This is a genomic window from Teichococcus rhizosphaerae (genome assembly GCF_002631185.1).
In the GTDB taxonomy this organism is placed as follows: domain Bacteria; phylum Pseudomonadota; class Alphaproteobacteria; order Acetobacterales; family Acetobacteraceae; genus Pseudoroseomonas; species Pseudoroseomonas rhizosphaerae.
Map to the genome: position 1 here is coordinate 1 of NZ_PDNU01000010.1, position 13,213 is coordinate 13,213.

Annotated in this window: 13 protein-coding genes; 8 read left to right on the top strand and 5 right to left on the bottom strand. The window is 72.4% G+C overall.

The features are described from left to right. Window positions 1-6 precede the first annotated feature (6 nt). Window positions 7-660 (bottom strand): alpha/beta hydrolase, encoded by a 654-nt coding sequence (locus CR162_RS07780; RefSeq protein WP_099094978.1) that lies wholly within the window; start codon window positions 658-660, stop codon window positions 7-9. A gap of 275 nt (window positions 661-935) precedes the next feature. Between CR162_RS07780 and CR162_RS07785 the strand changes: the two genes are divergently transcribed. The 5 genes from CR162_RS07785 (at window position 936) to CR162_RS22325 (ending at window position 4,409) form a co-directional block, all read left to right on the top strand. Next, complete coding sequence (locus CR162_RS07785; RefSeq protein ID WP_099094979.1) at window positions 936-1,397, top strand: curli assembly protein CsgF; 462 nt, start codon at window positions 936-938, stop codon at window positions 1,395-1,397. An 11-nt stretch (window positions 1,398-1,408) separates the two neighbouring features. Then, entirely contained in the window at window positions 1,409-2,341 is a 933-nt protein-coding gene (locus CR162_RS07790) for a CsgG/HfaB family protein (RefSeq protein ID WP_099094980.1), read from the top strand. Window positions 2,342-2,393: 52 nt separating this feature from the next. Next, a complete protein-coding gene (locus tag CR162_RS07795; RefSeq protein ID WP_099094981.1) occupies window positions 2,394-3,284 on the top strand; it encodes a hypothetical protein in 891 nt (296 codons plus the stop codon). Between the two features lie 65 nt (window positions 3,285-3,349). Then, a complete protein-coding gene (locus CR162_RS07800; RefSeq protein ID WP_099094982.1) occupies window positions 3,350-3,709 on the top strand; it encodes a hypothetical protein in 360 nt (119 codons plus the stop codon). Continuing rightward, a complete protein-coding gene (locus CR162_RS22325) occupies window positions 3,699-4,409 on the top strand; it encodes a hypothetical protein (protein WP_099094983.1) in 711 nt (236 codons plus the stop codon). The genes CR162_RS07800 and CR162_RS22325 overlap by 11 nt, the downstream gene beginning before the upstream one ends. 15 nt (window positions 4,410-4,424) lie before the next feature. Here CR162_RS22325 and CR162_RS07810 read toward each other — a convergent pair whose 3' ends face one another. The 4 genes from CR162_RS07810 to pepT form a co-directional block, all read right to left on the bottom strand. Continuing rightward, window positions 4,425-6,002, bottom strand: coding sequence for an ABC transporter substrate-binding protein (locus CR162_RS07810; RefSeq protein WP_099094984.1), 1,578 nt, complete (start codon window positions 6,000-6,002; stop codon window positions 4,425-4,427). Between the two features lie 41 nt (window positions 6,003-6,043). Next, window positions 6,044-6,811 (bottom strand): SDR family NAD(P)-dependent oxidoreductase, encoded by a 768-nt coding sequence (locus tag CR162_RS07815; protein WP_099094985.1) that lies wholly within the window; start codon window positions 6,809-6,811, stop codon window positions 6,044-6,046. A gap of 16 nt (window positions 6,812-6,827) precedes the next feature. Then, window positions 6,828-7,661, bottom strand: coding sequence for a polysaccharide deacetylase family protein (locus CR162_RS07820; protein WP_099094986.1), 834 nt, complete (start codon window positions 7,659-7,661; stop codon window positions 6,828-6,830). A gap of 260 nt (window positions 7,662-7,921) precedes the next feature. Next, window positions 7,922-9,169 carry a peptidase T gene (gene pepT / locus CR162_RS07825; RefSeq protein WP_099094987.1) on the bottom strand — a complete coding sequence of 416 codons (1,248 nt, stop codon included), beginning with the start codon at window positions 9,167-9,169 and terminating at the stop codon, window positions 7,922-7,924. A gap of 215 nt (window positions 9,170-9,384) precedes the next feature. On the opposite strand from pepT, the gene CR162_RS07830 reads away from it, so the two are divergent. From CR162_RS07830 to CR162_RS07840, 3 genes are all read left to right on the top strand, one after another. Continuing rightward, on the top strand, window positions 9,385-10,383 hold the full coding sequence (locus CR162_RS07830; protein ID WP_218014849.1) for a Bug family tripartite tricarboxylate transporter substrate binding protein: 999 nt from the start codon (window positions 9,385-9,387) through the stop codon (window positions 10,381-10,383). 61 nt (window positions 10,384-10,444) lie between these two features. Beyond that, complete coding sequence (locus tag CR162_RS07835) at window positions 10,445-12,118, top strand: thiamine pyrophosphate-binding protein (RefSeq protein WP_099094989.1); 1,674 nt, start codon at window positions 10,445-10,447, stop codon at window positions 12,116-12,118. Between the two features lie 21 nt (window positions 12,119-12,139). Next, complete coding sequence (locus CR162_RS07840) at window positions 12,140-13,141, top strand: Bug family tripartite tricarboxylate transporter substrate binding protein (RefSeq protein ID WP_099094990.1); 1,002 nt, start codon at window positions 12,140-12,142, stop codon at window positions 13,139-13,141. The last annotated feature ends 72 nt before the right edge of the window (window positions 13,142-13,213 follow it).

Here is a 13,213-nt window from a genome sequence, read left to right on the forward strand (position 1 = left end):
CGCCCCTCAGGGCGCGGCCTCCCGCAGATGGGCCACCACCAGGTCCAGGGCCTGCTCCAGGCAGCCCTTGAAGAAGTGGTCCGTGCCGGGAAACACCACCACCGGGTGCTGGCGCGGGCGCCCCCATTCCAGAAGCGCGGAAAGGGGCGCCATCGCGTCCTCCTCCCCGTGCAGCAGCAGCGCGCGGCGGGGGATCGGCATCGCCTCGTAGTTCCGCCCGCCGGGCACGGTGCCGACCGGCAGCCCCATCAGCACGATGGCCGCCGCGGGCGCCGCCGCCGCCTCCAGCCGGCAGGCGAGCCGCGCATAGACATGGGCGCCGAAGGAGAAGCCCACCAGCGCCAGCGGCAGCCCCGGATGCTGCGCGCGCAGATGGGCGGCGACGGCCAGCGCGTCCTCCGCCTCGCCGATCCCGTGGTCGTATGTACCCTCCGAGCCATCCACGCCCCGGAAGCTGGGCCGCGCCGCGATCCAGCCCGCCGCGCCCAGCCGCCGCGCCGCGCTGTGCGGGACGATGTGGCGCGGCGAGCCGCCCAGCAGCGGCTGCGGGTGGCTGACCAGCGCGATGCCGCGCGGCGCCCCGGAAGGCAGGCTGAGGAGGAATTGCAGCTTGCCGGCGGGTCCGTCGATCAGGACCGGAGGGGGGCGGGAAAGGGACATCGCGCTCAGGCACCCTGGCAGTGGCGGCCTGCCCTCGGCGGCGAGAGGGGAGGCTGGAGGGCGCGATCATGGCGCCCCGGTGCCGGCTGCTCCAGCCTCACCCGCCACGCCAGGGGGTGGCGCGGTGCAAGCCACGGTTTCGCATTAACTTTTTTGACGCGGGTGTGACGGGTCCTTGCTTCCAGGGGGTTAATGAAAGGTTGCAGCCCAGGAAAGAATCTCGCTAAACGGGATTAACGCCGAATTAGTCTAAAAAAATATACCGGAGCACAGGAATGATAAGCCCCCGCGCCCTGATCCGCTGCCGCCTCCTGGCGGCAGGCCTTTTCATCATCGGCTCCGCTCCGGCCGCCATGGCGCGGGACCTCGTCTATACGCCGGTCAACCCTTCCTTCGGCGGCAGCCCGCTCAACGGAAGCTACCTGCTCGGCCTGGCCGGGGCGAACAACCACCGCTTCACCGAAAGCCCGCAGGCGAAGCGGGACCGGCTCGCGGTCACCGACACCACCTCGGCCGCGCAGCAATTCACCAACCAGATCACCGCCAGCCTGCTGAGCCAGATCGCCTCGACGGTGGGCCAGCAGATCCTCGGCGAGAATGCCCGGGACAGCGGCACCTTCACCATGGGCAGCACGACGGTGAACTTCAACCGCGTGGGCGGGCAGATCGACATCGACATCGCGGACGCGGCCTCGGGCGGCCGCACCAACATCAAGATCCCCGCGCCCCAGTTCTGAAGGTTCCCCACATGTCCAAGCGCGTTGCCCTTGCCCTGTCCCTGGGCATGCTGAGCCTTGCCGCCTGCGGCACGGCGCCGGCGAGCATGATGGCCGAACGCCCGACGCTCGGCGCCCGGCCGCAATCGACCGACGAGCTCCGCTCCCTGCCGCAGCCGCGGCAGAGGATCGACGTCGCGGTGTTCAACTTCCAGGACCAGACGGGGCAGCACCGCCCCAACGAGAACTTCGCCGAGTATTCCTTCGCCGTCACGCAGGGCGGCGCGAGCATCCTGATCAACGCGCTGAAGGAGGCGGGCGGCGGGAACCGCTGGTTCAACGTTCTCGAGCGCAACCGCCTGGGCGACCTGCTGCAGGAGCGCCAGATCATCCGCGCCAACCGCTCCGAGCATGTCGGCGCGAGCGGCCAGCCATTGCCGCCCATCGCGCCGCTGCGCAACGCGGGCGTCATGCTCACCGGCGGCATCATCGGCTATGACAGCAACATCCTGACGGGCGGCGCGGGCGCGAGCTTCCTCGGCATCGGCGCGCATGTCGACTACCGCCGCGACAATGTCAGCGTCTATCTCCGCGCCGTCAGCGTGGCGACGGGCGAGGTGCTCGTCAGCGTCACCGCGGACAAGACCATCTACTCGGTCGGCCTGCAGGGCATGGCCAACCGCTATGTCGGCTGGAACAAGCTGCTCCAGATCGAGGCGGGCACCACCACCAACGAACCCCGCCAGCTCGCGGTGCGCCAGGCGATCGAGAAGGCGGTCCACGCCATGATCGTCGAGGGCGCCTCCAAGGGATACTGGCAGTTCGCCGACGAGAACCAGGGACGCGCGGTCATCCAGGAGCACCTGGCGACCCGCGACGGCGAAATTCCGCCATCCGTGACCGCGCAGGCCCCGACGGGCGGCCCGGGCAAGGCTGACGGCGCGCGCCCGGAGGGGCGCATCTGAGCCTCCGACCAGTCACCACCACCACCAGCACACACACACAAGGGAAGCGTACATGCGCAAGATCCTCCTCGCCACGGTTGCCACCTTCGCCCTGGCCAGCGGCGCCCTGACCAGCGGCGCCCTCGCCGGCAGCGACAACGTCGCCTACATCAACCAGGTCGGCGGCTCCGACAACGACGCGGTGCAGATCCAGGCCGGCAGCGGCAACGACGCCAACGCCTACCAGTGGGGCAGCCAGTACTACACCGCCACCCAGGGCCAGGACGGCCACCGCAACGAGGCCGCCTCGGTCCAGAAGGGCCTGGGCTACCGCTCCTCGGTGACGCAGACCCAGGCGGGCGACCGCAACGGCGCCTCGGCCACGCAGAACACCGCGCGCCACAGCAGCATCACCCAGAAGCAGACGGGCGACGACAACGTCGCGGCCGCCTCGCAGTCGGGCGACCTGTTCCTGGCCACCCACAACGCCATCACCCAGACCCAGGCGGGCGACGCCAACCTGGCCACCGCGACGCAGGCGGGCTCCGGCCGCGTCACCATCGGGCAGACCCAGAGCGGCAACGGCAACGTCGCCAGCGCGACGCAGACGGGCGCCTCCTACAACAGCACCATCACCCAGACCCAGGCGGGCAACGGCAACAAGGCCACCGGCGAGCAGTTCTTCGCCGTCGGCAGCCAGATCACGCAGGGCCAGAGCGGCGACCGCCACGAATCCATCGCCTACCAGGGCGCCGTGGTGGGCAGCACGATCACCCACACCCAGAGCGGCTACGGCAACTTCGCCGACTCCAGCATGACCGGCCAGCTCGGCAGCATCCAGCTCGTGGTGCAGACCGGCCGGAACGGCGACGCCATCCAGCGCATGGGCGGCCTGGGCAGCCACAACACCCAGACCGTCCACCAGAGCGGCAACGGCAACCACGCCTCGCAGACGCAGCGCTGAGCCGGAACCGGCGGGGGAGGGGCTTGCCCTCCCCCGCCGAACCAGAACCAAGCGGAGGACGGACGATGCGCAGACTTCTCGCCTTGCTCGCCGCGCTGGCGCCCCTTCCGGCCGCCGCGCAGGACAGCGCGGTCTGGACGGAGCAGGCCAGTGCCCGGCTGATCGCCCGTGGCGGCGGAAACGCCTCCGGCATCGTCCAGGAAGGCGGCGGCAACAGCGCCGAGACCCTCCAGGCCGGGACCGGCAACCGCGCCGCCATCCGCCAGAGCGGCCATGGCAACCTCTCGGTCATCCGCCAGGCGGGCAGCGGCCACGATGCCGAGACGCGGCAGGCGGGCGGCGCCGGCGTGGTCGTCACCCAGAGCGGCCGGGCGGGCTCGGTCCAGATCCAGCAATTCACGCCGGGCGCGGGCCATGGCCGCTAGGCTCGCCCTGGGTCTGGGCCTGGGTCTGGGTCTGGTCCTGCTGGCCGGGGCCGCGCCGGCCGCGGCGCAGCACCCGCAGGCGCTGCCGGGCCAGCCGGGCGTTCCCGCCGTCAGCTGCGGGCCGGGCAGCAACAGCCCGGCCTGCCAGGCCTTCCGGCAGGCGGCGCCGGGCGGTGCCATTCCCGGCATCGTCGCGCCTCGCCAGCCCGGGCCGCCCCCGGCGGGCCGGCCAGGCGGCGGCCCCGCGGCCCTGGACCTCGCGGCCCTGGACCTCGCTGGCCAGGACCTCGCCGCCCTGGGCGACACGGGGCCGCAGCGCGTCATGCCGCCCCGCATCCAGGCCTTCCTGCGGGACCGGCGGATCGACCCGCTGACCCGCGCCTATCTCGCGGCGCTGGGCGGCAGGAAGCAGGAGGCGTGGACGGTCCAGGACCTCGAGACGCTCACCGCCCTGGTTCCGACGCTGACCGAGCTGATGGTTCCCACCGCGCTGATCAGCGAGCTCTACGCCCATCTGGGGCTGGACCCGGCCAATCTGTTCGAGCCCCAGCTCGGCGATGGCTGGCAATCCGCCTCCCTGGCGCACGACCCGCGCAACCGCGTCCGCCGCAACGGGACGTGCCTGCGCCTGTCCGCCCTCGGCCGGTCGGACCCGTCGCAGGTCAGGGTGCAGGAGCTGCTGAGCTGCGGCGCGGAATAGGGGAAGGTCCCGCCCTCAGCCCTTGCGGACGTTCCAGAACAGCGGGAAGCCGCGCAGCACGCCCTGCAGGCTGGTGCTGTAGGCCGCCGCCTGGAGGAACTGCCCCGCCGGGATGTAGGGCACGTCCCGGAAGGCCTGGGCCTGCAGCCGCGCGGCCACGCGCTGCTGTTCCGCCAGCCCCGGCGCCGCGAACCACTCCCCGATGAGCTTCTCCACCTCCGGCAGGTCCGGCCAGCCGGCCATGGCCTGGGCGCCGTTGCCGCGCAGCGGCGCGCTGAGCGCGGGGCTGGTCATGTCCACGCCCGTCAGCGCCGTCATGTAGCAGCTCCAGCCGCCATTCGCGACCGGCTCCCGGCTGGAGCGGCGGGCGGTCAGCGTGCCCCAGTCGGACAGCTGGTAGTCGACGTTCATGCCGCATTTCCGCAGCATGTCGGCGGCCACCTCGCTCAGGCCATGGATGAAGGTGGGGTCCGTGGCGCCCAGCAGCACCACCTTCTCGCCCTTGTAGCCGGCGGCCTCCAGCTCCCGCCTCACCTTGTCGTGGTCGCGCGGGCCCTGGAACACGCCCATGCCCTCGTCGCTCGCCATCGGCGTGCCGGGCGTGAAGAAGCCGACCGGCGCCTTCCACATCGCCGGGTCGTCGCCGGCCACCGCCATCATGTAGTCGGCCTGGTTGAAGGCGCCGAGCAGCGCGCGGCGGATGGCGGGGTTGTTGAAGGGCGCGTGCAGGTGGTTGAGCCGCATGAAGCACATCATGCCGGCCTGCTCCTGCACCGCGACCCGCACGTTGCGCATCCGCTTCAGCAGCGGCAGCATGTCGTTGGCGGCGAACTCCCACCAGTCCTGCTCGCCCGCGCGGAGGGCGCCGGCGGCGGTGGAGGCGTCGGGGATGGTGGTCCATTCCACCCGGTCCACATGCACCACCTTGGGGCCGGCGGTGCCGTCCGCCGTGCCGGAGGAGCGCGGCACATAGCCCGCGAACCGCTCATAGACGGCGCGCGCGCCGGAGACGCGCTCATCGGCCAGGAAGCGGAAGGGGCCGGAGCCCACCATCTCCGTCACCTGGGTGAAGGCATCGGTCCGCGCCAGCCGCTCGGGCATCATGACGGGCAGCAGCGGCGGCAGCTTGCCGAGCGCCTCGGGCAGCAGCGGGAAGGGGTGCCTCATGCGGAACCGGATGGTCCTGTCGTCCGGCGCCGAAAGCTCGTCGGTCGCGGCCAGCAGCGCCTGGCCGAAGGGGTCGCGCGCGCCCCAGCGGCGGATGCTCGCCACGCAGTCCCGCGCCAGGACCTTCTCGCCATCGTGCCACATCAGCCCGTCGCGCAGGGTCAGCCGCCAGAGGCGCCCCTCCTGCTCGGTGACATGGCCCTCCACCATCTGCGGCGAGACGCGGAAGTTGCTGTCATGGCCGTAGAGCATGTCGAACACCATGTAGCCATGGTTCCGCGTCGCGTAGGCCAGGCTGAAGATGGGGTCGATGAAGCTCAGATCCGTCTGCGGGATGAAGCGCAGCACCTTGCCCTGCTGCGCGAGCCCGAGCGAGGGGGCGGCGAGCGCCGCCGCTCCCGCCGCGAGAAATGTACGACGCTTCATGTTGCTGCTCCTGCTGGATGGGATGTCGCGGCCGCGCGGGTTCAGGCGCCCGCCGCCAGCGGCGCGGCGCGCGCGGTGAGCCAGCCGCCATCGACCACCAGCACCTGCCCGGTGACGAAGGAGGCGTCCTCCGAGGCCAGGAAGGCCGCGACGGAGGCGATCTCCTCCGGCCGCCCGGCGCGCCGCAGCGGCGTGGGCGCCAGCATGTTCGCCAGGTAGTGCGGGTTCCTCAGGGAGTTCGCCGTCATCGGCGTCTCGATCACGCCGGGGGCGATGGCGTTCACCAGGATGCCCTCCGGCCCCAGGTCGCAGGCGAGCTGGCGGGTGAGCTGCGCCACGCCCGCCTTGGCCACCGCATAGGCCGCCGTGCCCGGATAGCCGACGAGGCCGAAGATGGAGGAGATGTTGATGATGCGCCCGCCCGGCCGGGCCAGGTGCGGCAGGCAGTCCCGCGTCACGCGCAGCACCGCCTTGAGGTTGATGTCGATGAAGCGGTCGATCAGCGCGTCGTCGGACTCCGCCAGCGTCCGGCTGCCGCCGATGCCGGCATTGTTCACCAGGATGTCGAGCCGCCCATGGGCGCCAAGCGCCGCCGCGGCGAGCCGGGCGCCGGCGTCCCTGTCGTCCAGGTCGAGCACCAGCGCGGTGCCGCCCGCCTCGCGCGCGGTGTTCTCCACCTCGGGCGAGCGGTCGGCCAGCAGGACGCGCGCGCCGTCGCGCGCCAGGCGCAGGGCCGTCGCGGCGCCGATGCCGCCGGCGGCGCCGGTGACGATGGCCACGCGGCCGGACAGGCGGGGTTGTTCGGTCACGGCGGTTCCTCCTCCCTCAGCCGCCCTGCCGGGCGCGGAATTCCTGCTGGAGCTCGTCGAGGGTGAGGAATGCCGCGCCCATCCGGCCGAGCCCGTCGATCAGCTTCTCCATCATCAGCATGCGGTGGCCGCGGCCGCTGACGTAAGGGTGGAAGGTGAAGACCAGGGCGCCCCATTCCGTGGTGCGCGTCATGTACTCGAAATCGGCCAGCCAGTTGGCGAGCACCGCATCGGCATTGGCCAGGCCCGGCATGATGCCGGCGGGGGTGCGGAAGAACTCGAAATGCGGATGGTCGTCGAGCGACCAGCTGATGGGCACCTCGACCAGGTCCGTCGTCTCGCCGAAGGCCAGTGGCGCATCCACCGCCACCCTGTCGCCCCTGCGGGCGAAGTAGGGCTCGCAGTCATGGCCCATCATGCTGCTGTCATAGCGGCAGCCATGCTGGATCATCAGGTCGATGCTCTGCGCGCTGAGGTCCCAGGCGGGGGAGCGGTATCCGGCCGGGCCCCGCCCCGTCAGGCGCCGGATGGATTCCACGGCGCGGGCGAATTCCTCCGCCTCCCGCTGCGGCGGCAGCTCGGCGGGCGGGACATGGCTCCAGCCATGGTGGCCGATCTCGTGGCCGCCGGCCACCACGCGCTCGCAGGCTTCCGGGTAGGTCTCGATGACGACGCCGGGGATGTACCAGCTGCCGCGGATGCCGCGGCTGGCGAGCAGGTCCAGGATGCGCCGGGCGCCGACGATGCCGAACTCGCCGCGCGAGATCGGCGTCGGCGTCATCATCCCGCGCGAGGCGAAGCCGGACCAGGTGTCGAAATCGTAGGAAAGGCAGGCGATGTGACGGGCCAAGCGGCAAGTCCTCCCATGGGCGGGCCGGCTTCCGGCGGGGGCGGCGCGGGTTCCGGTGCCGCGGGTTGGCGGCGAGGCTGTCCGCTCGCGGCCGGGCAACGGGGTCTCCCGCCTCCGTATCGGCATGCGATATCATCCCATCGGGTTATCGTGTTGGAGAGCGCCCACCCTGTCAATGCGGGCATTGCCCGTCGCGCCGGAGGGCCGGCATCCCGGTGCGGGGCTGTCCGCGCCGGGATGGAAGCGGAAGGCGGCCGGGCTCAGCCCTCGCCGCGCGGCCGGGCGGCGAGCGCGCAGAGCTGCTCGGTCAGCCTGTAGGAGTCCACAAAGGCCGGCACGGGCAGGAACTCGAAGCGCGAATGGAAATTGTGCGCGCCGGTGAAGTAGTTGGGCGTCGGCACGCCGCGGGCGGACAGGGCCGAGCCATCCGTGCCGCCGCGCATCGCGATCGCCCTGGGCGCGATCTCCATCCGCCGCAGCGCCTCGAAGATCAGCTCCACGCAATGGCGGTCATTGCCGAGGGCCGCATCGATGTTCTTGTAGCTGTCCTCGATGCGGCAGGCGATCCGCGCGCGCGGATGGCGCTGGCGCACCGCCTCGACGGCCTCCGCGACGAAGGCCTTGCGCTCCTCGAACCGGGCGCCGTCATGGTCGCGGATGGAGATCTGGAGCTGCGCGGCGCTCTGGTTGCCGGAGATGCCGTTGCACCACCAGTAGCCCTCGCGCCCTTCCGTCCGTTCCGGCGTCTGCATCGGGTCGAACATCCCCACCAGCTCGGTCGCGACCAGGATGGGGTTCACCAGCACGCCCTTGGCCGACATCGGATGGGCGGTGACGCCGGTGATGTCGATGGTGACGCTCGCCGCGTTGAAGGTCTCGTAGACCACCTCGCCCCGCTCGCAGCAGTCGATCGTGTAGGCGAAGGCGACGGGGAAGCGGGCGAGGTCCATCACCTTCGCGCCGCGCAGGCCGATCTCCTCGTCCGGCACGAAGGCGAGGATGATGTCGCCGCGCGGCGCGGCGCTGTCCTTCAGCCGCGCCGCCAGCGTCATCAGGATGGCGATGGCGGCCTTGTTGTCGGCGCCGAGCACGCTGGTGCCGTCGCCCACCAGGATCTCCTGGCCGCGATAGGGCAGGATCTCGGGGTGCTCGCCGACGCGGAGCCAGATGTCCTCCTTCTCGTTCAGCAGCATGTCGCCGCCGCCGAACACCATGCGCTGCGGCCGGATCTCCGGCGAGAGCCCGACATCCACCGTGTCCAGATGCGCGACGAAGCCGATGCAGGGCGCGTCCGGCAGGGTGCCCGGCAGCCGCGCGGTCAGGATGCTGTGAGCGTCGAGATGGATGTCGGCCAGGCCGAGCGCCTCCAGCTCCGCCTTCAGCATCTCCGCCAGCCGGCGCTGCCCGGGCGTGCTGGGGATCGTGGCGGACCTGGCATCGCTCTGGCTCTCGACGGAGAGGTAGCGGAAGAAGCGCTCGATCAGCTGCTCGGCGAGGATGTCGGTCATGAGGGGCTTCCCGGGTGGAAGGCGCGCGGCCGGCGCGCGCCCCGTTGTGGCGGTGGCCGCCATCATCGCTCCCATCGCCGCCCGCCGCCAGGGCGGGGGCGGGAGCGGGAGCCGGGGCGGAAGAGGGCACGCGACGCTCCGCGCGAGATAGGGTCTGGCCAGCGGGCCGCTCCGTCGCGCAGACTGCGCCAAAACACGGCAGGGGGAAGAACGTCATGGCCACAGGCCCGCGAATCGGCGCGCCATCGATGGTGACACGGCGCGGCTGGCTCGCCGGCGCCGGGGCGGCGCTCGCCCTCGGCGCCCGCCGCGCGGCGGCGGCCGGGTGGCCCGACCGCCCCATCCGGATGATCTGCCCCTTTCCCGCCGGCGGCACGAGCGACATCCTGGCGCGGATCGCGGCGGAGATCCTGGCGGAAGGGCTCGGCCAGCCGGTGGTGGTGGACAACCGCTCCGGCGCGGGCGGCAACATCGGCGCGGCGCAGGCCGCGCGCGCCGAGCCCGACGGCTACACCCTGCTGCTGAGCTCGCCCGGTCCGCTCTCGATCAACGCCCATCTCTACAAGGAGCCCGGCTTCGACGGGCTGCGCGACTTCGCGCCCGTCACGCAGGTGGCGGAGGTGCCGAACCTCCTCGCCGCGCATCCGGGCTTGGGCGTGCGGACCGCCGCGGAGCTGATCGCCCTGGCGAAGCGGCGGCGCCTCGCCTATGGCGAGACCAGCATCGGCGGCACCACCCATCTCGCCGCCGAGCTGTTCCGCCTCCAGGCGGGGATCGAGGCGGACCACGTCTCCTATCGCGGCTCGGCCGCGTTGATGCCGGACCTGCTGGCGGGCCGGCTGGGCTACGGGTTCGACAACCTGCCCTCCATCCTGCCGCATGTCCGCTCCGGCCTGCTGACCGGCATCGGCGTGACCGGCGCCGCCCGCTGGAGCGGCGCGCCGGACATCCCCGCCATCGCCGAGACGCTGCCGGGCTACGAGGTGACGGCCTGGTTCGGCGTGGTGGCGCCGAGAGCCACGCCCGAGGCCATCATCCGGCGGGCGCATGCCGTCCTCGCCGCCGGGCTTTCCCGCCCCGCCGTCGCGCGCAGGCTCGCCGAGCTCGGCGCCACCCCGATCGGCGACGCGCCCGAGGCCTATGCCGCCCGCATCGCGGCGGAGCACGCGAAATGGGGCGGCGTCATCCGCCAGGCCGGCATCCGGCTCCCGTGACGGCGCCGCCTTCCCGCGCCCCGCGCAACCTCCCGACGCAACAGCAAGGATGGCCCGCCTGATGCCGGACAGCTACACGGTCAGCGACCTGATCGCGGAGTTCCTCGACGCCTGCGCGGTTTCCACCGCCTTCGGCATCGTCTCGGTCCACAACATCCCGATGCTGGACGCGATCTCCCGGCGCAACGCCATCCGCTTCGTGACCACGCGCGGCGAGGCCGGGGCGGGGCACATGGCGGATGGCCACGCGCGCGCCTCGGGCGGGCTGGGCTGCGTCTTCACCAGCACGGGGCCGGGCGCGGCCAATGTGGTGGCGGCGCTGGTGGAGGCGCGCTTCGCCGGCACGCCGCTGCTCCACATCACCGGGCAGACGGCGACCCGCTTCGTCGATCGCGGCATGGGCACGGTGCACGACGTGCCGGACCAGCTCGGCATGCTGCGCGCCTCGGGCAAGGCCGCCTACCGCATCCGCTCGGCCGCCGAGGCGCTGGGCGTCCTCACCCGCGCGGCCTGCGACGCGCTCACCCCGCCCATGGGGCCGGTCAGCATCGAGGTGCCGATCGACATCCAGCGCGCGGCGCTGCCGCGCCCGGACACGCTGGATGGCTTCGCCCTCCCCCTCGCGCCGCCGCTGCCGCCGGACGAGGCCGCGCTGGAGCGGCTCGCCGAGCGCGTGATGCGGGCCCGGCGCCCCATGCTGTGGCTCGGCCGTGGCGCGGCGCGGGCGGGCAAGGGAGCCCGCGCCCTGCTGGAGATGGGCTTCGGCATGGTGACGAGCTGGGCCGGGCGCGGCGTGGTGCCGGAGGACCACCCGATGAATCTCGGCGCGCTGAACGGCCAGGGCCTCGCGGGGGTCGAGGAATTCTATGGCGGGGTCGACCTGATGATCGTCGCGGGCTCGCGGCTGCGCGGGCACGAGACGGGCGACTTCTCCGTGCCCCTGCCGCGCAACCTGGTGCAGATCGACGTCGATCCGCTCGCGGATGGCCGCACCTACCCGAACACGCTGTTCCTGCGCGCCGATGCGGCGCTGGCGCTGGAAGGGCTGGCCGCCCGCCTCGGGGGCCGCTTCCGCGCGGACCCCGCCTTCGGCGAGGCGTTCCGGGCGCTGAAACGCGACACCCGCGCGGCCTTCCGCGCCTCGCTCGGCCCCTATGCCGGCTTCGCCGAGCAGCTCCGCGCGGTGGTGCCGCGCGACGCGGTCTGGGCGCGCGACATCACCATCAACAACAGCACCTGGGGCAACAAGCTCTTCGCGCTGGACGATACCACCACGAACATCTACCCCGTCGGCGCCGGCATCGGGCAGGGGCTCTGCCTCGGCATCGGCGCGGCCCTCGCGCCCGGCCGCGCCAGGACGGTGGTGATGACCGGCGATGGCGGCTTCTTCCTCAACATGGGCGAGCTGTGGACGGCCGTGCAGGAGCGGCCCGACATGGTGATCCTGGTGATGAACGACCGCGGCTATGGCGTCATCCGCCACATCCAGGACGCCGTGGCGAGCGGCCGGCGGCGCTTCGACACGCTGTCGGCGCCGGACCTCGCCGGCGTCGCGGCGCTCGCCGGGCTGCCCTTCTGGCGCGTCACCGACCCGGCGGCCTTCGGCGCCACGGTGGCCGAGGCCATGGCGGCGCGCGGCCCCGCGCTGGTCGAGGTGGACATGACCGCGATCGGCGACCACCCGCCCTATTTCCCCTACGGCCCGAAGGTCGCCGCGCGGCCGCCCGCCGCCTAGCCCGGACCGCAGGAACGGCCCATGACAACATCCAGGGAGGTGAAGATGACGACACGGCGATTGGCGCTCGCGGCCCTCGGCGGCCTCACGGCGCCGGGGCTGCTCCGGGCCCAGACCGCGGGCATGGCGTGGAAGCCAAGCCGGCCCGTCCGGCTGATCGTCACCTACCCGCCGGGCGGGGTGAACGACATCGTCGGGCGCATCGTCGCCGAGCCGCTCGGCGCCGCGCTCGGCCAGCCGGTGGTGGTGGAGAACCGCGCCGGGGCGGGCGGCAACATCGGCACCGTCGCGGCCTCCCAGGCGGAGCCGGACGGCCATACCATCCTGTTCGGCACCACCGCCATGTTCGGCGTCAACCCGGTGCTCTATCGGGACTCCGGGGTGAATGCCGCGGAGGACTTCCGCTGCCTCGGCACCATCGGCGAGGTGGCCAACGTGCTGTCGGCCGTGCCCAGGCGCAGCCAGGCCCGCACGGTGCAGGAGCTGGTGGCCGAGGCGCGGCAGCGGCCCCTCGTTTATGGCTCGGTGGGCAATGGCAGCTCGTCGCATCTCTCGGCCGTCGTGTTCCTGAAGAGCGCCGGCATCGAGGCGACCCATGTACCCTACCGGGGCTCCTCTCCCCTGGTGGCGGCCATGCTGGCGGGGGAGGTCGATTTCGGCTTCGACACGGCGGCCACCTCCACCGCCCATATCCGCGCCGGGGCCCTGCGGCCGCTGGGCGTCACCACCACGCGGCGCGCCTCGGCCCTGCCGGAGGTGCCCACCATGCAGGAGGCGGGCCTCAAGGACTACGATCTTGGCATCTGGTTCGGCCTTTTCGTCTCCGCCCGCACGCCGGCCCATGTGGTGGAGGGCCTGCAGCAGGCCATGCTCAGCACAAGGACGCCGCAGATCGCCGAGCGCCTGCAGCGGGCCTATGTGGACCCGCTCGCCATTCCGGCCGGGCAGCTCGATGCGTGGGTGAAGGAGGGCAGCCGCCGCTGGCAGGCCATCGCGCGCGAGGCGGGGATCCGGGCGGATTGAGGCGGAGCCCGTTCAGGCGGCACCGCCTGAACGGGTGTGGATGCCCGCAAGGACGAAGGCCCGGAGCATCGG